Annotated in this window: 17 protein-coding genes and 1 pseudogene; 3 read left to right on the top strand and 15 right to left on the bottom strand. The window is 70.1% G+C overall.

What is annotated here, in order from left to right; all coding sequences use genetic code 11:
• Positions 1-8: 8 nt before the first annotated feature.
• From AC1DIW_RS03550 to AC1DIW_RS03510, 9 genes are all read right to left on the bottom strand, one after another.
• Complete coding sequence (locus AC1DIW_RS03550) at positions 9-776, bottom strand: 3-oxoacyl-ACP reductase (protein WP_478106484.1); 768 nt, start codon at positions 774-776, stop codon at positions 9-11.
• 50 nt (positions 777-826) lie between these two features.
• A complete protein-coding gene (locus AC1DIW_RS03545) occupies positions 827-2,209 on the bottom strand; it encodes an aldehyde dehydrogenase family protein (RefSeq protein ID WP_478106483.1) in 1,383 nt (460 codons plus the stop codon).
• Positions 2,210-2,303: 94 nt separating this feature from the next.
• Positions 2,304-3,671: a glutamine synthetase family protein gene (locus AC1DIW_RS03540; protein ID WP_478106482.1), complete on the bottom strand. Its 1,368-nt coding sequence runs from the start codon at positions 3,669-3,671 to the stop codon at positions 2,304-2,306.
• 9 nt (positions 3,672-3,680) lie between these two features.
• Positions 3,681-4,433, bottom strand: coding sequence for a FadR/GntR family transcriptional regulator (locus AC1DIW_RS03535; protein WP_478106481.1), 753 nt, complete (start codon positions 4,431-4,433; stop codon positions 3,681-3,683).
• A 1-nt stretch (position 4,434) separates the two neighbouring features.
• The gene (locus AC1DIW_RS03530) at positions 4,435-5,967 is read right to left on the bottom strand and encodes an amino acid permease (protein WP_478106480.1); all 1,533 of its coding nucleotides are present in this window, start codon (positions 5,965-5,967) and stop codon (positions 4,435-4,437) included.
• 101 nt (positions 5,968-6,068) lie between these two features.
• Positions 6,069-6,923, bottom strand: a complete 855-nt coding sequence (locus tag AC1DIW_RS03525) for an HAD family hydrolase (protein WP_478106479.1) — start codon at positions 6,921-6,923, stop codon at positions 6,069-6,071.
• A 13-nt stretch (positions 6,924-6,936) separates the two neighbouring features.
• Positions 6,937-8,034 carry a branched-chain amino acid aminotransferase gene (locus AC1DIW_RS03520; protein WP_478106478.1) on the bottom strand — a complete coding sequence of 366 codons (1,098 nt, stop codon included), beginning with the start codon at positions 8,032-8,034 and terminating at the stop codon, positions 6,937-6,939.
• A gap of 173 nt (positions 8,035-8,207) precedes the next feature.
• Complete coding sequence (locus tag AC1DIW_RS03515) at positions 8,208-9,272, bottom strand: 3-isopropylmalate dehydrogenase (RefSeq protein ID WP_478106477.1); 1,065 nt, start codon at positions 9,270-9,272, stop codon at positions 8,208-8,210.
• A gap of 111 nt (positions 9,273-9,383) precedes the next feature.
• Complete coding sequence (locus AC1DIW_RS03510) at positions 9,384-9,464, bottom strand: 3-isopropylmalate dehydrogenase (RefSeq protein ID WP_081633825.1); 81 nt, start codon at positions 9,462-9,464, stop codon at positions 9,384-9,386.
• 303 nt (positions 9,465-9,767) lie between these two features.
• Between AC1DIW_RS03510 and AC1DIW_RS03505 the strand changes: the two genes are divergently transcribed.
• Positions 9,768-11,063, top strand: coding sequence for an AI-2E family transporter (locus tag AC1DIW_RS03505; protein ID WP_478106476.1), 1,296 nt, complete (start codon positions 9,768-9,770; stop codon positions 11,061-11,063).
• 2 nt (positions 11,064-11,065) lie between these two features.
• On the opposite strand, the gene AC1DIW_RS03500 is transcribed toward AC1DIW_RS03505, so the two are convergent.
• The 3 genes and pseudogenes from AC1DIW_RS03500 to serA form a co-directional block, all read right to left on the bottom strand.
• Complete coding sequence (locus AC1DIW_RS03500; RefSeq protein WP_478106715.1) at positions 11,066-11,497, bottom strand: hypothetical protein; 432 nt, start codon at positions 11,495-11,497, stop codon at positions 11,066-11,068.
• A 172-nt stretch (positions 11,498-11,669) separates the two neighbouring features.
• Positions 11,670-12,023 (bottom strand): annotated as a pseudogene (locus AC1DIW_RS03495) (ATP-binding cassette domain-containing protein); the annotation flags it as partial.
• A gap of 142 nt (positions 12,024-12,165) precedes the next feature.
• The gene (serA, locus tag AC1DIW_RS03490; protein WP_478106475.1) at positions 12,166-13,749 is read right to left on the bottom strand and encodes a phosphoglycerate dehydrogenase; all 1,584 of its coding nucleotides are present in this window, start codon (positions 13,747-13,749) and stop codon (positions 12,166-12,168) included.
• 183 nt (positions 13,750-13,932) lie between these two features.
• On the opposite strand from serA, the gene AC1DIW_RS03485 reads away from it, so the two are divergent.
• Positions 13,933-14,697, top strand: a complete 765-nt coding sequence (locus tag AC1DIW_RS03485) for an SDR family oxidoreductase (RefSeq protein WP_478106474.1) — start codon at positions 13,933-13,935, stop codon at positions 14,695-14,697.
• A 74-nt stretch (positions 14,698-14,771) separates the two neighbouring features.
• Here the strand turns inward: AC1DIW_RS03485 and ilvC are convergent, their stop codons facing one another.
• The 3 genes from ilvC to AC1DIW_RS03470 form a co-directional block, all read right to left on the bottom strand.
• Positions 14,772-15,800, bottom strand: a complete 1,029-nt coding sequence (ilvC, locus tag AC1DIW_RS03480; protein WP_478106473.1) for a ketol-acid reductoisomerase — start codon at positions 15,798-15,800, stop codon at positions 14,772-14,774.
• Positions 15,801-15,864: 64 nt separating this feature from the next.
• Complete coding sequence (gene ilvN, locus AC1DIW_RS03475) at positions 15,865-16,377, bottom strand: acetolactate synthase small subunit (RefSeq protein ID WP_442278854.1); 513 nt, start codon at positions 16,375-16,377, stop codon at positions 15,865-15,867.
• A gap of 2 nt (positions 16,378-16,379) precedes the next feature.
• Entirely contained in the window at positions 16,380-18,239 is a 1,860-nt protein-coding gene (locus tag AC1DIW_RS03470) for an acetolactate synthase large subunit (protein WP_478106472.1), read from the bottom strand.
• 303 nt (positions 18,240-18,542) lie between these two features.
• On the opposite strand from AC1DIW_RS03470, the gene AC1DIW_RS03465 reads away from it, so the two are divergent.
• On the top strand, positions 18,543-19,508 hold the full coding sequence (locus AC1DIW_RS03465) for a GNAT family N-acetyltransferase (RefSeq protein WP_478106471.1): 966 nt from the start codon (positions 18,543-18,545) through the stop codon (positions 19,506-19,508).
• Positions 19,509-19,514: the final 6 nt, after the last annotated feature.

The following is a 19,514-nucleotide window of genomic DNA, read 5'->3' as shown; positions in this document are numbered from 1 at the left end:
TACCAGCCTCAGAGCGGGGTGACGTAGGCGCCCGAGATGCCGCCGTCGACGAGGAACGTCGAGGCCGTGATGAAGCTCGACTCGTCGGAGGCGAGGAAGAGCACGGCATTGGCCATCTCGTCCGGCTCCCCGAAACGCCCCATCGGGACATGGACGAGGCGGCGCGCGGCCCGCTCCTCGTCCTTGGCGAAGAGCTCCTGGAGCAGCGGCGTGTTGACCGGTCCCGGGCACAGCGCGTTGACGCGGACACCCTGACGGGCGAACTGGACTCCGAGCTCGCGGGACATCGAGAGGACCCCGCCCTTGCTCGCGCTGTAGGAGATCTGCGACGTGGCCGCGCCCATGACGGCGACGAACGATGCCGTGTTGATGATCGAGCCCTTGCCCTGCTCAAGCATGTAGGGCAGGGCTGCCTTGCAGCACAGGTAGACCGAGGTGAGGTTGACCTCCTGCACCTTGCGCCAGGCATCGAGGTCGGTGTCGAGGATGGAGTCGTCCTCCGGCGGGCTGATCCCGGCGTTGTTGAAGGCGATGTCGACCGCGCCGTAGGTCTCCTTCGCCGTGCGGAAGAGCGTGTCGACGTCCTCCTTGCTCACGACGTCGACGCGCACGAAGGTGCCTGCGACCTCGTCGGCGATGCGGCTGCCGTTCGCCTCGTCGAGGTCGCCGATGACGACCTTCGCGCCCTCCTCGGCGAACCGCCGCACCGTCGCGAGACCGATGCCCGAGCATCCGCCCGTGATGACCGCGACCTTGCCGTCGAGTCTGCCTGCCATGTGGATTTCCTTCCAGCCCAGTGAATTACGTGTCCGGTGTGTAGTAACCGTCAGTCGGTCGAGATGAAGACGTTCTTGACCTCGGTGAAGGACTCGAGGGCGTCGGGCCCGAGCTCGCGTCCGATGCCGCTCTGCTTGAACCCGCCGAAGGGTGTCGAGTAGCGGACGCTGCTGTGCGAGTTGACCGACAGGTTGCCCGCCTCGACGCCGCGTGCGACGCGCAGGCCGCGACCGATGTCGCGCGTCCAGATCGACCCGGAGAGGCCGTATGCCGTGTCGTTGGCCTTGGCGATCGCGTCGGCCTCGTCGTCGAACGGCATGACCGCGACAACGGGCCCGAAGACCTCCTCCTGCCAGACCCGGTCGCTCGTGGAACGTGGCAGGACCACGGTCGCGGGGTACCAGTAGCCGCTGCCGTCCGGGGCCTCCCCGCGGAACGCGACGTCGACGTCCTCGGCGGCGTCCTCGACGAAGGAGCGCACGGTGTGGCGCTGACCGGCGCTGATGAGCGGACCCATCTCGGCTGCCTCGTCACGCGGATCGGTGACGACGACGCCGCGCACAGCCGTCTCGAAGTGCTCCATGAACTTCTCGAACACGCTGCGCTGCACGAGGATCCGGCTGCGGGCGCAGCAGTCCTGGCCGGCGTTGTCGAAGACGCCGTAGGGGGCCCGCGCGGCGGCGAGCTCGAGGTCGGAGTCGGCAAAGACGATGTTGGCGCTCTTGCCGCCGAGCTCGAGGGTGATCCGCTTGACCTGTTCGGCCGCGCCCCGCATGATGCGCTGTCCGACGGCCGTCGAGCCGGTGAAGCAGACCTTGCGCACGTCGGGGTGCGTGACGAACCGTTCCCCCACGACGGCACCCTGGCCCGGCACCACGGTGAAGACGCCCTCGGGGATGCCGGCCTCGAGGGCGAGGTCACCGAGCCGAAGCGCTGTCAGCGGCGTCAGCTCGGCGGGCTTGAGCACCACGGTGTTGCCGGCGGCGAGCGCGGGACCGAACCCCCATCCGGCGATCGGCATCGGGAAGTTCCACGGCACGATGATGCCTACGACCCCCAGCGGCTCCCGGAACGTGACGTCGATGCCGCCGGCGACCGGGATCTGTCGTCCGAAGTTCCGCTCGGGCGCCCCCGAGTAGTAGGCGAGCACGTCGCGGACGTTGCCCGCCTCCCACCGGGCGTTGCCGATCGTGTGCCCGGCGTTCGCGACCTCGAGCAGTGCGAGCTCCTCCTGGTGCTCACCGACGAGGTCGGAGAAGCGCCGCAACAGCAGCGCGCGGTCCGCGGGGGCGACGGCGGCCCACCCCGAGGCGGCCGCTCTCGCTCGGGCGATCGCCTCGTCGGCCTGCTCGAGGGAGGCGAGTGGCACCGTCGCGACGACCTCCTCGGTCGCCGGGTTGATGACGTCGTGCGTCTGGCTGGCGGTGGTCATGCCTCGCCCCTCTCCCTCGTTCGATGTATCTGCGCGGCCCCTGGGCCGCGGAGATACATCGAACCGGGGTGGGGCGGGGCGGCTTGGGGGCGGGTCACAGTCGTTCGAATCCTCTCTTGCGCTCCCAGTCGGTGACCGCGGCGTTGAAGGCCGTGATCTCGACGTCGGCCGCGTTGACGTAGTGGTCGACGACCTCGTCGCCGAAGGCCGCTCGAGCGACGGCCGAGCCGGCGAGCAGGTCCCGCGCCTCTTGGAGCGTCGAGGGCACGTGGGGCTTGTCGGAGGTGTAGGCGTTGCCGTCGAGGGCCGGCTCGAGCGGGAGCTCGTTCTCGATGCCGTGGAGGCCGCCGGCGAGCATGGCGGCCACGGCGAGGTAGGGGTTGAGGTCGCCACCGCCGATGCGGTTCTCGACCCGGAGCCCGGCGCCGTGACCGACGACGCGGAGCGCGCACGTGCGGTTGTCCCGACCCCATGCGACCGTCGTCGGAGCGAAGCTCGCCGAGGCAAAACGCTTGTAGGAGTTGATGTTCGGCGCGTAGAAGTACGTCAGCTCTCGCTGGGTGGCGAGGATGCCGGCGAGGAAGTGCTCGAACATCGTGCTGTGCCCGTGCTCGCGGTCGGCGTCGACGAAGACGGGTTCGCCGTCGAGGCCGCGCAACGACAGGTGGATGTGGCACGAGCTGCCCTCGCGCTGGTCGAACTTCGCCATGAAGGTGAGGGACTGGCCGTGGTGGGCCGCGATCTCCTTGGCCGCATTGCGGTACACGACGTGGTTGTCGCACGTGCGCACCGCCTCGTCGAACAGGAAGCCGATCTCGTGCTGCCCGAGGTTGCACTCGCCCTTGGCGCTCTCGACGACCGCGCCGGCGCCGTACATCTCGTTGCGGATCTCGCGCAGCAGCGGCTCGACGCGGTCCCCCCCGAGGATGGAGTAGTCCACGTTGTAGCGGTTCGCCGGCGTGAGGCCCGTGTAGCCCGCGTCCCAGGCCTGCTCGTACGACTCCTGGAAGACGATGAACTCGAGCTCGGTGCCGCAGTGCGCAACCATCCCGAGGCCGGCCGCCCGGTCCACCTGGGCCTTGAGCACCGACCGCGGCGACTGCTTGACCGTCCCGCTCCCGTCGAGCCAGGTGAGGTCGCACTGCACGGTGGCCGAGTGCCGGCTGCCCGGGGTGCGGCGCAGCGTGTCGAGGTCGAGGTCGAAGAACATGTCGCCGTAGCCACGCTCCCACGAGGAGATCGCGTAGCCGTCGACGGTGTTCATGTCGACGTCGACGGCGAGCAGGTAGTTGCAGCCCTCCGTGCCGTCCTCGAGGACGTGGTCGAGGAAGTAGTGGCCGTGCAGTCGCTTGCCCTGCAGGCGACCCTGCATGTCGGTGAACGCGACGACGACGGTGTCGATGTCGCCCGCCTCGATCTCCGCACGCAGCTGGTCGACGGTCAGGGGTGATGGTTTCGCCATGTCCTCTTCCTATCCGATGAGGCCACGCAGCAGCGCGGAGGTCGCGTCGCAGTGCTCCTCCATCACCGCCCGCGCCCGGTCCGCGTCGCCGCCGAGGATGGCGGCGACGACCTGCTCGTGCTGGGTGTCGGAGTGCTCGATGTTGCGCCGCAGGACCGGGATGGCCGTGAGCATGTCGTGCAGCGCGGCCTGGGCACGCGTCACGGCGTCGACGAGCATCGGCGAGCCCGAGAGCGTCGCGATCGCGAGGTGCAGCCGCGAGTCCGCGACCCGGTGCGCCGCCGCGTCGGAGGCGTCCTCGACCTCGCGCAGGCACCCCGTGAGCCAGGCCCGCTGGTCGCCGGCCAGCGGCTGGTTCGCTGCCAACCACGCTGCGCCCGGCTCGACGACGCGACGGAAGGCCAGGGCGTCGAGCATCGCCGCACCGCTGCGGACGAACGTGCCCGTGACGCCACGCGACGACGCAGGGATCTCGGCGGCATACGTGACCGTCGTGCCGCCGCCACGCCCCCGTCTCGTCGTGACGAGGCCCGAGTCGCGGAGCGCGGCGATGGCCTCGCGCAACGTGTTGCGGCTGACGCCGAGGCGCGCCGCGAGGTCACGCTCGGGCGGCAGCTGCTCGCCGTCGGCCAGCACCCCGAGGCGGATCGCCCGGGCGAGCTGCTCGACGGTGTTCTCGAACGCGTTGCCGGACGTCGGCCGCAGCACGGCGTCCGGCAACGCCGTGAGCGCGAGGTCGCGCCCACCCCCGACCGCATCCATGTCAGCCGAAGATCTCCGTGGCCGGCTTCGTCTCGTGCCCCTTCGGGACGTCACGCATGAAGTGGACCCGGCCACCCGCGAACCAGGTCACCGTCGAGAAGACGAGGACGGCCAGCACCGCGATCGGCGCGTAGTTGAACGTGTTGACGGTGATCGGACTGGCCGGCGGGAGCATGAAGAGGATGACGATGAAGCCGACCCAGGTGACCGCCACCCATCCGATGGGGGCGCTCCACCGACCGAGGTTCCACGTCCCGGGACGGAACTCGGGATTCGTCCGCCTGAGGAAGACCGGGACGACGTAGGCGATGTAGAGACCGATGACTGCGATGGACGTGACGGCGAGGTACGCGGTCGTCGAGAAGAGTGCCGGAGCGGTCAGCACGACCGAGCAGACGACGCACAGCCAGATGGAGTTCGTCGGCGTCCCCGTGCGCGGGTTCACCTGGGACCACCACCGCGAGCCGGGCAGTGCGTTGTCGCGCGAGAAGGCGTAGGACATCCGCGAGTTGGCCGTCACCGAGGCCATGCCGCAGAAGAACTGGGCGACGGCGGCGATGAAGAGCAGGAAGATCCCGAGCGAGCGCCCTGCGGCGTCGATGAAGATCTGGGCGGGTGGCAGACCGATGTCGGTGCCCAGGGCCGCGTCGTAGTCCTGGATCGCGGCCGTCACCGCGACAAGGAGCACCCAGCCGGCGAGGATCGAGACCCACACGCTGCGGACGAGACCCTTCGGTGCCTCCGTGGAGGCGTTGATCGTCTCTTCGGCGACGTGCGCCGAGGCGTCGAAGCCCGTGTAGGTGTACTGCGCCATGAGCAGGCCGATGAGGAAGGCGTAGAACGGCGCGTCCCAGCCGGTGCGGTTCTCGAAGTGGAAGAACGTCCACGAGAGGCTCTGGTGGTGGTCCGGCACGAAGGCGAGGACCGCCACGATGATCGCCACGCCCACGAGGTGCCACCAGGCGCTGACGTTGGAGAGCAGCTTGACGAGGTTGACGCCAAAGGTGTTGAGCAGCCCGTGCAGCCCGATGATGACGAGGAAGGCCACGAACGTCGACACCGCGGTGACCTCGAGACCGGTGACGAGGCTGAGCAGCGCCATCCACGTCACCGCTGCGCCGAAGTCGATCGCGGCGGTCACGGCCACCTCGCCGAGGAAGTTGAACCACCCGACGTACCAGGCCCACACCCGCTTGTTGCGCCGGGCCAGGCGCCCTGCCCAGAAGTAGAGCCCACCCGCGGTCGGGTAGACGGAGCAGATCTCGGCCATCGCAAGGGCCACGAGCAGGACGAACGCGCCGACGAGGGGCCAGCCGATGGAGATGGCGATCGGGCCACCGGCGTTCATGGCGATCGCGTAGCTGGTGATGCAGCCGGCTAGGACCGAGATGATCGAGAACGAGACGGCGAAGTTGGAGAAGCCACTCATCCCTCGATGGAGCTCCTGCTTGTAGCCGAGCTCGGCCAGCATGGCCTCGTCGGTGGCGGCACCGGAGGTGCCGGTGGCGATTTCAGGGGACGGAGGAACGCTCATGCACTACCTCGCAAACATCGTGCAACGAACCATTGTTCGTTGCTCCACCATGATGTGAGGCATCCTGTACCCGCACGACGAACGTCGTCAATGGTTCTGGATCAAACCTTTTGAGCGAGGACCGCCTCGAGGACGTGCGCAACCCCGTCGTCGTCGTTGGGCGGGCACAGCCGGTCCGCAGCGCGGCGCACCCGTTCGTGACCGTTGGCCACCGCCCAGCCGACTCCGGCCCACTCGAGCATCGGCAGGTCGTTGGGCATGTCGCCGAAGGCCCAGACGTGCGCGGCGTCGATGCCGAGTCCCGTGGCCCACCGTTCCAGGCCGGCGGCCTTGGTCACCCCGGGCGCATTGATCTCCGCCAGGCCGTGCGCGCCGGAGAAGTGCAGGTGGCCACGGTCGCCGACGACCTCCTCGACGATGGACAGGAACTCCTCGACGGGCAGGTCAGGAGCGAGCGCGAGCAGCTTGCCGACCGGCTCGGCAGCGACCTCGCGCCAGGACCCGCGCACCGACCGCTCGGCGCCCCGGTCGCGGTGCGGGTCCGGGTAGCCGTCGGCCACGAAGGGACCACTGGCCCGCTCGGCCGCGAACGTGACCGACGGCACGGCGCGACGCAGGTCGGCGACGACGTCCTCGACGACGCCACTGTCGAAGCAGTGCGTCTCGAGGACCCGGTGGGCGGCCACCTCGTAGACGAACGCGCCGTTGCCGCAGATCGCCGTGCCGCGCGGCCCGACGACCCGCTCCAGATCGTGCAGCCAGCGCGGCGGCCGGGCCGTGACGAGGACCGTCTCGATGCCCGCGTGCGCCGCGGCGGACCAGGCCGCGGCCGTGCGCCCGGACAGCGAGCCGTCCGTGCGCAGCAGGGTGCCGTCGAGGTCGGACGCGACGAGCCGGGGCGGGGCGATGTCTCCGACTGCCGACCCGGGCTGCGCCCATCCGGTCACGGGCCCCATCGGCGACGGCCCGTCAGACGAGGCGGGTGAGCCAGCCGCGCGAGTCCTCGGCGCGGCCGTACTGGATGTCGAGGAGCCGGGCGCGGATCGCCTCGGCGTAGCGGTCCTCGTGACCGTCGCGGCGGTGGTCGACCGAGCCGCCGGCCCAGCGCAGCTCGCCGACCGGGGTGACGACGGCGGCGGTACCGCACGCGAAGATCTCGACGATGTCGCCGTTCGCAGCGCCCTCCTTCCACTCCTCGATCGGGATGCGGCGCTCCTCGGGCTCGAGTCCCTGCTCCTTGGCGATCTCGAGGATGGAGCTGCGCGTGACCCCCTCGAGGATCGTCCCGGTGAGCTCGGGCGTGATGATGCGTCCGTCCTTGGTGACGAGGAAGAGGTTCATGCCCCCGAGCTCCTCGATGTAGGTGTGCGTCGAGGAGTCGAGGAAGACGGCCTGGTCGCAGCCGTGCTCGATGCCCTCGAGCTGGCCCGCGAGCGAGCTGGCGTAGTTGCCACCGCACTTGGCGGCGCCGGTGCCGCCCTCGCCCGCACGCGCGTAGTCGGTCGAGATCCACAACGTGACGGGCTTGAGTCCGCCGGAGAAGTAGGCACCGGCTGGGGAGGCGATGACGGAGTAGGTGACCCGCTGGGCCGGACGCACGCCGAGGAAGGCCTCGGACGCGAACATGAAGGGGCGCAGGTAGAGGCTCTTCTCCCCCGCATCACCCGCCGGCACCCAGGCCTGGTCGACGGAGACGAGCTGGCGCAGCGACTCGATGAAGTCGGCCTCGGGGAGCTCGGGCAGCGCGAGGCGACGGGCCGACCGGGCGAAGCGGGCCGCATTGGCCTCGGGGCGGAAGGTCCAGATCGAGCCGTCGGCGTGACGGTAGGCCTTCATGCCCTCGAAGATCTCCTGGGCGTAGTGGAGCACCGCCGCCGCCGGGTCGAGCTGGAAGGGGCCGTACGGCTTGACCTGTGCGTCGGCCCAGCCACCGTCGGCCGTCCACGTCGCGACGACCATGTGGTCGGTGAAGGTCTTGCCGAAACCGGGGTTCTCGAGGATCTCGGCGATGCGCTCGGGCGAGGTGACCTCGTCGCGGCGCGTGACCTCGAAGGACAGCTGGGTCATGACAAAACCTCCAGGGGCAAAATCAGCGGTGATCCGGTTGTCAGGCTATCGCCCACATCGTGAGACGGAGAAGCCGGGGACCCGCGCTCGCGGGAGCGGGCGTATGCCGTCACCCCCGGCTACACGGCATACGTGACCGGGTGCCCGGCGAGCTCGCCTGCAGGGGCGCGTCGTCAGAGTCGGGAGGCCACGGCGTCACCGACGGCGGTGGTGCTGCGGACGGCGTCGCCGCGCTCGGCCAGGTCTGCGGCCACGGCGTCGTCGACGCGCGCTGCCTCCTTGTCGAGGCCGAGGTGGGCGAGCAGCATGCCGACCGAGAGGATCGCCGCGGTCGGGTCGGCCTTGGACTGGCCGGCGATGTCAGGAGCCGACCCGTGGACGGGCTCGAACATGCTCGGCGTCGTGCGGGCCGGGTTGATGTTGCCCGACGCCGCGAGGCCGATGCCGCCGGCGATGGCCGCAGCGATGTCGGTCAGGATGTCGCCGAAGAGGTTGTCGGTGACGATGACGTCGAAGCGGCCGGGGTCGGTGGCCATGAAGATCGTCGCTGCGTCGACGTGCTGGTAGGCGGTCTCGACGTCGGGGAACTCGGCACCGACCTGCTCGACCGTGCGGCGCCAGAGGTGGCCGGCATACGTGAGCACGTTGTGCTTGTGCACGAGGGTCAGGTGCTTGCGAGGCCGGGCCTGGGCGCGGGCGAAGGAGTCGCGGACGACGCGCTCGACGCCGTAGCGCGTGTTGACGCTGACCTCGGTCGCGATCTCCTGTGGCGTGCCGACGCGCAGGGCTCCGCCGTTGCCGGTGTAGGGGCCCTCGGTGCCCTCGCGGACGACGACGAAGTCGATGCCGTCGGGTGCCACCCGGGCGACGTCAAGCGGGCTCGCCACTCCGGGGAAGAGCTTGGCCGGGCGCAGGTTGACGTAGTGGTCGAGGGCGAAGCGCAGGGGCAGCAGGACTCCCCGCTCGAGCACGCCGCTCGGGACGCTCGGGTCGCCGATGGCGCCGAGGAGGATCGCGTCGTGGCCGCGCAGCTCGTCGAGAACGGTGTCCGGGAGCGTCTCGCCGGTGGCGTGCCAGCGCCGGGCGCCGAGGTCGTAGTCGGTCGTCGTGAAGGTCGGGCCGCCGTCAGCGGTGACCGCCTCGAGGACCTTGAGGCCCTCTGCGACCACCTCGGGTCCGATGCCGTCGCCGCCGATGACCGCGATCGAGTACGCGTCCTTGACCTGCGTCTGTGCCATGCCGCCAGCCTAGGACCCGTCTTGTGATGTGGACTCAGCGTCTCATTTCGTGAACGCACGACGAAGGCCCCGCCCGGGTGGGCGGGGCCTTCGTCAGCGGTCGCTCGGGACTCAGTCCTCGGTGTGACCCTGGTCGCGCAGGTCCATCGACTCCTGCAGGGCCTGGCGGGCTGCCTTGGCGTCTTCGCTCATGGTGATCACGTCTTTCGGTCTCATTGCGGATGGTGGTCTCAGGTGGCTCCAGCCCTGGTGGGCGAACCGGTCAGCACGAGGGGTGCGCGGGATCTCCGCGGCGAGAGTGCTGACTACCTGGACTCGCCGCGGCGGAGAATGAGTACGACCTGCCGCGTCATGCATTTCACGGTACGCCGGCCTCCCCAGCGGTACAGGGGGTTTCCAGAACGTGAGACACGGTGTCCGGCATTCGGCCAGACGACGCCGCCCTCCGTGATCCGCATCCCCCGCTCGGGAGACCGCTGGCCGTAGGCTCGGCGCGTGAGCGCCGACCACCACCAGGATCACCCCAGCTCTCCACCGCACCAGCGGCACATCAGCCACGCCGTGCCCGGGGTGCCGTTCGACAACGAGGCCCGCTGGATCGCGATCACGCCCGGCAACGCCCGTCGCGTGACGTTCACCGTGCTCGCGGCCGTCGTCCTGCTGTCCGTGGCCACATGGGCGTTCCAGGCCATGAGCAGCTTCCTCTTCCTGCTCCTGCTCGCGTGGCTCGTCTCGATCGCCATGGAACCGGTCGTCCTCTGGCTCAGTGGCCGGGGCATGAAGCGTGGTCTCGCGACCGGGTTGACGATGCTCGGCCTGCTCCTGCTCTTCGTGGGCCTCGGCGAGCTCTTCGGCCAGGTCTTCATCTCGCAGCTCTCCCAGCTCGGGACGCAGCTGCCCGGCGCGGTGACCTCGGCGATCAACTGGGTCAACTCGACCTTCCACACGAGCTTCGACCTCGCGCAGATCCAGTCGGCTCTCAGCCTGACCCCGGACAAGCTCGGCGAGCTCGCGGGCAAGTACGGCGGCGGCATCGTCGGCATCTTCGGATCGCTCTTCACCTTCATCTTCGACGCCCTGACGATTGGGGTCTTCGCCTACTACCTCTCCGCCGACAGCCCGCGGCTGCGTCAGACGATCGGCTCCTGGCTCCCCCAGCGCTACCAGCGGGTCTTCATCACCGTCTGGACGATCTCGGTCGAGAAGACCGGCGGCTACGTCGTGTCGAAGCTCGTGCTTGCCTCGGTGTCAGCGGTCTTCCACGTGGCCTTCTTCTGGTTGATCGACGTGCCGTTCTGGCTCCCGCTCGGCATCTTCGCCGGCATCGTCGGCCAGTTCATCCCGACCATCGGCACCTACATCGGGGTGGCCCTGCCGGCGCTCTTCGCGCTGCTCGACAAGCCGATCAACGCCCTGTGGATCGCCGTGTTCGCGACGGTCTACCAGCAGCTCGAGAACTACGTCTTCACCCCGCGCATCAGCCGACGCACCATGGACGTGCACCCGGCGGTGGCGCTCGGGTCCGTCATCGCGGGGGCCGCGCTCTTCGGCCCCATCGGTGCGCTCATCGGCATCCCCATCGCCGCCGTCGCGCTCGCCATCATCGACACCTTCAGCAAGCGCCACGAGCTCGTTCCCGAGCTCGCCAGCCTCGAGCCCGTCGACGACGAGGAGCCGCTGTCCGACGACCTGGCCGACGAGATGGCTCCGGAACCCGCAGACCGGACGACGACCGTGACGACCACCCGGACGACGGGCGAACCGCACGACTCCCCTGACGTCAAGCGGTGACATCAAGCGGTGACATCAAGCGGTGACGTCGCGGCGGTCGAAGCCGAGAGCTGCCACGGCCACGAGCAGGACCACCGTGCCGACGGCGACGCCGACCGCCGGCCACGACACACCGTTCCGCAGCGGGTCGTGGGCGCCGTACTGGTAGAAGGTGACAGCTTCTGCACCGGAGCCAGCCAGTCGACGAGCCCGCCGAGGCCGTTGACGACGTAGGCCACCACGGCCACGAAGACCGGCACGGCCCGGCTCAGCCCGAGCCGACCCGTCCCGGCCCCGATGGCCAGGGCGAGCGCGCCGAACACGAGACCGAGCAGGGCCAGGTGGAGCATGGCGGCGGCGACGTTGCCGGCGGGGAGGTCCATGCCGACCAGCGCTCCCTCGGCCACGAGGGCAAGGCCGAGCAGTGCCGACAGCCCCAGGGTTCCCACCACCATGGCTAGCGCCTTGTCGACGACCACGCAGGGCGTCCAGCTGTTCGACCGCCACCACCCGGCCGGCGCTCAGCACCCCGATCCGGGTCGCGACCCGCTCGACCTCGCTGAGGACGTGCGAGCTGAGCAGCACCGTGCCGCCCCGCGCCACGTGCTCCGAGAGGAGGGCGTGGAACTCCCGTTGCACGAGCGGATCGAGACCGCTCGACGGCTCGTCGAGCACGAGCAGCTCGGGTCGGATCATGAGCGCGAGCAGGAGGGCCCGCTTCTGCCGGTTGCCGCGGGAGAGCTGGCGAGCCAGCTTGCGCAGGTCGAGGTCGAGCCGCTCCGCCAGCGTTCCGGCGCCGGCAGGCCGCCCGATCCGGTGGAGGTGACCGACGTAGTCGACGTGGTCCTGCCCGGCGAGCCGCGGGTAGAGCGAGACGTCTCCCGGGACGTAGCCGACCCTCCGGTGCAGCTCGTCCCGGCGCGCCCAGGCATTGAGCCCGGCCAGCTCGACGCGGCCCGCTGTGGCCCTGGTGAGTCCCATGATGATCCGCAACATCGTCGTCTTGCCGGCGCCGTTGGGCCCGAGGTAGCCCCCTCCACCGTCGCCGTCGGGACGGCGTCGCGACAGGGCCGAAAGACCTGAAGCCATCGCGTATGCCGCGTGGCGCGTCCGCGCCGACGGCTCAGTCGTGCAGGTCGACGACCGAGAAGGTCTTGGCCTCGACGACCTCGGAGAGCTCGGCCGCCAGGGCGGCGGGGACGGCGCTGTCGACGTTGAGCACGCCGATGGCGCGGTCGTCCTGCCGCGAGACCTGCATGCCGCCGATGTTGATGCCGGCGTCGCCGAGGATGCGGCCGACCCCGCCGATGACGCCGGGGCGGTCGGAGTACTCGAAGACGAGCATGTGCTCGGAGAGCGGGACCTCGAGGTCGTAACCGTTGACCCCCACGAGCTTCTCGACCCTCTTCGGGCCGGTGAGCGTGCCCGAGACCGAGACGACCGTGCCGTCGGCGAGCGTGCCGCGCAGCGTCGTGACGTTGCGGAAGTCCCCGGAGTCCGGGTCGGTCACGAGACGCACGACGCAGCCCCGCTGCTCGGCCAGGACCGGCGCGTTGACGTAGGTGACGGGATCCTCGACGACGTCCGTGAACAGCCCCTTGAGGGCGACGAGCTTCCACACGCTGACGTCATGGGCCGTGATCTCGCCGCGGACGTCGACGTCGAGCTGGGCCGGCACGGTGCCGGCGACGGCCGTGAAGATGCGGCCGAGCTTCTCCACCAGCGGGATCCCGGGGCGGACCTCCTCGGCGATGAAGCCGCTGGAGACGTTGACGGCATCGGGGACGAGCTCGCCCCCGAGGGCGAGGCGCACCGACCTGGCGACGGCGATGCCGGCCTTCTCCTGGGCCTCTTCGGTCGACGCGCCCAGGTGGGGGGTCACGACGACGGACTCGTGCTCGAAGAGCGGCGACTCGGTGGTCGGCTCGGACGCGAAGACGTCGATGCCGGCGCCGGCGACACGACCCTCGGCGATGGCGCGCGCGAGGGCGGCCTCGTCGACGATGCCGCCACGAGCGGCGTTGACGATCCGCACCGACGGCTTGACCTTGGACAGCGCCTCCTCGCCGATGAGGCCGATGGTCTCGGGCGTCTTCGGCAGGTGAATCGTGATGAAGTCGGACTGGGCGAGCAGCTCGTCGAGCCCGACGAGATGGGCACCGAGCTGGCCGGCCTTGGCGGGCGAGGCGTAGGGGTCGTAGGCGAGGATCCTCATGCCGAACCCCTTGAGCCGCTCGGCGACGAGCGCGCCGATGCGGCCGAGACCGACGACGCCGACGGTCTTGTCGAGCAGCTCGACACCGGAGTACTTGCTGCGCTTCCACGCCCCGGCCTTGAGGGCCTGGTTGGCCGGGGCGATGTTGCGGGCGGTGGCGAGGAGCAGGCCCACGGCGAGCTCGGCGGCCGAGGTGATGTTCGAGGTCGGTGCGTTGACGACCATGATGCCGGCGCGGGTGGCCGACTGGACGTCGACGTTGTCGAGCCCGACACCGGCGCGGGCGATGACCTTGAGCTGCTTCGCCGCGGCGATCGCCTCGGCGTCCATCTTCGTGGCCGAGCGGATGAGGATCGCGTCGACGTCGGCGAGAGCCCGAAGGAGCTCGTCGCGGTCGGCCCCGTCGACCGAACGGACCTCGAAGTCTGGTCCCAGTGCCTCGATCGTGGCGGGTGACAGCTCTTCAGCGATGAGGACGACAGGTCTGCTCACAAGGGGTCCCTTCCGGAGGGGCGAGGCCGCGCGTGCCGGGCGCGGGCCGTCGGAGGCACCTCGGCGTGCCGTCGGCGAGTCTAGGGGCTCGGCCTCCGAGAATCACGGAGCGACCACCGGGCCGGATCCGCGACGGGCAGGAGGATCGTTGCGCTCCAGCAGGACCACAGGACACTCTGGACCATGCGCATCGTCGTGACGGGAGGGGCGGGCGACCTGGGGTCGCGAGTCGTCCGCGAGGCCACGGCTCGTGGCCATGACGTGGTGCCGGCCAGCCGCCGGACCGGCGTGGACCTCACGACGGGCGAGGGACTCGAGGATGCCCTCCTCGGTGCCGACACCGTCGTGCACTGCGCCGATGATCCGTCCCGGGGTGACACGGTGACGGTCTACGCCACCCGCCGCCTGGCTGACGCGGCAGCCGCCCACGACGTCCACCTCGTGCACATCTCGATCGTCGGGATCGACCAGCACCCGATGACCTACTACCGCCGCAAGCTGCGCGCCGAGCAGAGCATCGACGCGGCCGGTGGCCCGGCCACCGTCCTGCGAGCCACCCAGTTCCACTCCCTCACAGCGTTCTTCGCCAGAAGGTTGAGTGTCGGCCCGTTCACCGTGACGATCGGCGACATGGCCTTCCAGCCGGTCGACACCGACTTCGTGGCTCGTCGTCTCGTCGACGTCGCGGCAGGGCCCCGGCCGACGGGATACGTCCGGGCGCCGGACGTCGCCGGCCCCGACGTGCTGCCGATCGGCGAGGTGGCGAGGCTGGTGCGCGCCCATCGCCGCGCCTCGGCGCCTCGTGTCGTCCGGGTCCCGCCGCTCGGCCGCCTCATGCGGGCGATCTCCGAGAGCCGCAACGTCCCGGCCACCGGCACGGCCGACCTGGGCGGCCGGTCGTTCGCCGACTGGCTGGCCACCCAGCCCGAACGGCTGACGGGGCGCTGAAGGGGCCCCACGGCATACGCGAGCGGCCGGCGCCCCCACGAACGGGACGCCGGCCGTCGGACCGCAGGGACGAGTCAGCGCGCGGCGCTGCCCTCGACGTAGTCGGAGTCGGTCTGCTTGACCCATGCCATGAGCCCCCGCAGCTCGCGGCCGGTGGCCTCGATCGGGTGCTGGGCACCCTTCTCGCGCAAGGACTTGAACTCCGGCGCACCGGCGTCCTGGTCGTCGATGAAGCGCTTGGCGAAGGTGCCGTTCTGGATGTCGCCGAGGACGGCCTTCATGTTCTCCTTGACGTGCGGGTCGATGACGCGCGGTCCGGAGACGTAGTCGCCGTACTCCGCCGTGTCGGAGACCGACCAGCGCTGCTTGGCGATGCCGCCCTCGATCATGAGGTCGACGATGAGCTTGAGCTCGTGGAGGCACTCGAAGTAGGCGACCTCGGGCTGGTAGCCCGCCTCGACGAGGGTCTCGAAGCCGTACATGACGAGCTGGCTCGCACCACCGCAGAGGACGGCCTGCTCACCGAAGAGGTCCGTCTCGGTCTCCTCCGTGAAGGTCGTCTTGATGCCGCCGGCACGGAGACCACCGATCGCCTTGCCGTAGGCCTTGGCCAGGTCCCACGCCGCGCCTGAGGCGTCTTGCTCGACGGCGAGGAGCACGGGCACCCCACGGCCGTCGACGAACTCGCGGCGCACGATGTGGCCGGGCCCCTTGGGGGCGACCATGAGGACGTCGGCGTCGGGCTCGGGCTTGATGTAGCCGAAACGGATGTTGAAGCCGTGGCCGAAGAGCAGGGCGGCACCCTCCTTGAGGTTCGGCTGGATGTCGTTCGCGTAGACGGTCCGCTGCACCTGGTCGGGCGTGAGGATGACGACGAGGTCGGCCTCCTTGACGGCGTCGGCGACCGACGTCACCGTCAGGCCCTCGGCCTCGGCCTTGGCCCTGCTCTTGCTGCCCTCGGCGAGGCCGACGCGGACGTCGACGCCGGAGTCGCGCAGGTTGAGCGCGTGGGCGTGGCCCTGGCTGCCGTAGCCGATGACGGCGACCTTCTTGCCCTGGATGATCGACAGGTCGGCGTCGTCGTCGTAGAACATCTCGGCCATGGTGGCCTTCTCCTTCGGTTGCGGTGTGCGGTGGTCTGGGTGGGACGGTGAGGCCGGGAGTCGCTCAGGCGCTGCGGAGGTTCCGGTCGGTGATGGACCTCGAGCCGCGGCCGACGGCGACCAGGCCGGACTGGACGAGCTCCTTGATGCCGAACGGCTCGAGCACGTCGAGGAGGGCGCGGAGCTTGTCCGAGGTGCCGGTTGCCTCGATGACGATCGCGTCGGTCGTGACGTCGACGACCTTGGCCTTGAAGAGCTGGATCGTGTCGATGACCTGGCTGCGGGTCGCTGCGTCGGCGCGGACCTTGACGAGCAGGATCTCGCGCTGGACCGACGCGTGCGCCTCGAGCTCGACGACCTTGAGCACCTCGATGAGCTTGTTGAGCTGCTTCGTCACCTGCTCCAGGGCGGTGCCCTCGACCTCGACGACGACCGTGATGCGCGAGATCTCCGGCAGCTCGGTCGGGCCGACGGCGAGGGAGTTGATGTTGAAGCCCCGGCGCGAGAAGAGCGCCGCCACGCGGGTCAGGACGCCGGGCTTGTCCTCGACGAGCACCGACAGGGTGTGCTTGCTCATGCTCAGTCCTCCCGCTCCCAGACCGGCGCCTCGTGGCGTGCGGCCTGGATCATGTCGTTGCTGACGCCCGCCGGCACCATGGGCCACACCATGGCGTCCCGGTGCACGATGAAGTCGATGACGACCGGGCGGTCGTTCGTCTCGAGCGCCTGCCTGATGACGGCGTCGACCTCCTCGGGCGTCTCGGCGCGCAGCCCGAGGCAGCCGTAGGCGTCCGCGAGCTTGACGAAGTCGGGCACGCGCTGCTCGAGCGGCTGCAGGTTGGTGTTGGAGTAGCGCTCGTTGTAGAAGAGCGTCTGCCACTGGCGCACCATGCCGAGCGAGCTGTTGTTGATGATCGCGACCTTGATCGGGATGTTGTTGATGACGCAGGTCGCGAGCTCCTGGTTCGTCATCTGGAAGCAGCCGTCGCCGTCGATGGCCCAGACGGTGCGCTCGGGCTCGGCGACCTTGGCGCCCATGGCCGCCGGGACCGAGAAGCCCATCGTGCCAAGACCCCCCGAGTTGATCCACGCATTGGGGCGTTCGTACTGCACGAACTGGGCGGCCCACATCTGGTGCTGCCCGACGCCCGCGACGTAGGTGCCCTCGGGGCCGGTCAGCGCGCCGATGCGCTCGATGACGTACTGCGGCGAGAGCGTTCCGTCCTCGCTGTCGGTGTAGCCCAGCGGGAAGGTCTGCTTCCACTCGGCGACGCGCTCGCGCCAGGCGGCATAGTCCCAGCCGCCGGCGTCTGCCTCGCTGGCCGCCCGGTCGAGCCTCACCTGCTCGATGAGGTCCTGGATGACCTCGCCCACGTCACCGACGATCGGGACGTCGGCGATGCGGTTCTTGGAGATCTCGGCGGGGTCGATGTCGGCATGGATCACCTTGGCGTGCGGGGCGAACGTCGAGAGCTGGCCCGTGACGCGGTCGTCGAAGCGGGCCCCGAGCGCGATGATGAGGTCGGACTTCTGCAGGCCGGTGACGGCGGCCACGGTGCCGTGCATGCCGGGCATGCCGAGGTTGAGCGGCTCGCTGTCGGGCACGGTGCCCCGCGCCATGAGCGTGGTCACGACGGGGATGCCGGTCAGCTCCACGAGGCGGCGCAACGCCTCGCTCGCGTGGGCCCGGACGACCCCGCCGCCGACGTAGAGGATCGGCTGCTTGGCCGCGGCCATGAGCCGGGAGGCCTCGCGGATCTGCTTGCCGTGCGGGCGCAGGACCGGTCGGTAGCCCGGCAGGTCGATCTGCGGCGGCCAGCTGAACGTCGTCCTCGCCTGGAGGGCGTCCTTGCTGATGTCCACGAGGACCGGGCCGGGGCGACCGGTGCTCGCGACGTGGAACGCCTCGGCGATGGCTTGCGGGATCTTCGCCGGGTCGGTCACGAGGTAGTTGTGCTTGGTGATCGGCATCGTGATGCCGCGGATGTCGGCCTCTTGGAAGGCGTCGGTGCCGATGGCCGCGCTGGCGACCTGTCCCGTGATGGCGACGAGCGGGACGGAGTCCATGTGCGCGTCGGCGAGCGGTGTCACGAGGTTCGTCGCGCCAGGGCCCGACGTGGCCATGCACACGCCGACCTTGCCGGTCGCCGAGGCGTACCCCTCGGCCGCATGGCCGGCGCCCTGCTCGTGGCGCACGAGGATGTGGCGCACCTTCTTCGAGTCGAGCATCGGGTCGTAGGCCGGGAGGATCGCGCCGCCCGGGATGCCGAAGACCGTGTCACAGCCGATGGCCTCGAGGGAGAGTACGAGCGACTGGGCCCCGGTGACCTCGCGGGCCGCAGTGACGGCCCCTGCGGGCTGCGGCTCTGCCGTGGGTCGGGGACGGGCCAGGGAGGCCACGTCAGCGGGCGAGGGCGCCTGCTTCGTCGTGTCGCTCACGATCTCTTCCTTGTCTCGAGCACATCGTTGTCCTGCCGGTTCGGGCCGGCTCCACCCACAAAAAAACCCTTCGGTCCCGCGGTGGGACGGAAGGGAGCGCGCTGACCGTTCGAGCTGGTCGGCGCGCTAGGGAAGTACGAGGAGTCTGGCCACGTGACCACCGTGCTACCCAGGCCAAGAAGTGTCAATCGGCCGTCTCGTGCGTCTCAACATGTGACCTCGGAGTCTCACGTACTGTCACTGGCGACGTTCGGGTGGAAAGTCGGTTGTCCGCGCGCCGGCCCGCTCGGGACACTGGCCGCCATGATCACAGTCGGCACCCCGCTGCCCGTCCCGCTCGTGCTGCCCGGCGACACCGATGGTCTCAGCACCCGCCCCCTGATGAGCAGCGACGCGGCCGCCGTCACGGCACTCGTGGCCGACTGCGAGCAGCACGACGTCGGCGACGTGCTCATCGAGGAGGCCGACATCGTCGGCGACTGGCAGCGCCCCGCGTTCGACCTCGCGTCGCAGTCGGTGGGCGTCCTCCACGGTGAGCGCCTCGTCGCGTACGCCGAGGTCTACAAGGGCCGCTGGGCCGACGCCGCCGTCGACCCGGACTACCGGGGACGCGGCATCGGGACGGCCCTGTCGCACTGGACCCGGGCCGTCGCCGCGCGGGACGGTGACACGCTCGTGGGCCAGCCCGTCCCCGGCGACTCCCCTGCCGAGCGGCTGCTCGCCTCCCTCGGTTACCGCACGCTCTGGACCTCGTGGGTCCTCCAGGTGCCCGCCGGGCAGGCGATCGAGCCTCAACCCGTTCCCGAGGGATACGTCATCCGCGAGCCGCGCGACGAGGGCGATCTGCGAGCGACGTGGACCGTCAACGAGGACGCCTTCCTCGAGTGGTCCGACCGCGAGCGCGCGACCTTCGAGGAGTGGTCGGCGAACGTGTCGCGGCGGCCCGGCTACCAGCCGTGGCAGCTGCGCCTCATGGTCGACCGCGATGACCAGGTCGTCGGCATGGCCTTCGTCGTCGTCTCGAGCGACTGCGCCTACGTCGACAAGCTTGCGGTGCGACGCGACGAGCGCGGTAAGGGGCTGGCCCGCGCCTTGCTCGTGGACGCCTTCGAGGTGGCCCGCGCACATGGTGGGGACCGGTCGGAGCTCTCGACCGACTCCCGCACCGGCGCGCTCGGTCTCTATGAGAAGGTCGGGATGCAGGTCACGTCGGTGTGGCGCCACTGGGCGGCGGACGTCACGCCGGAGCCGGTGGCCGCGCAGGCCTGAGGAGGC

It is taken from the genome of Terrabacter sp. 01T434, from assembly GCF_056398545.1.
The sequence above is the reverse complement of the archived record's forward strand: the minus strand, read 5'-3'. Positions and strand labels throughout refer to the sequence as shown.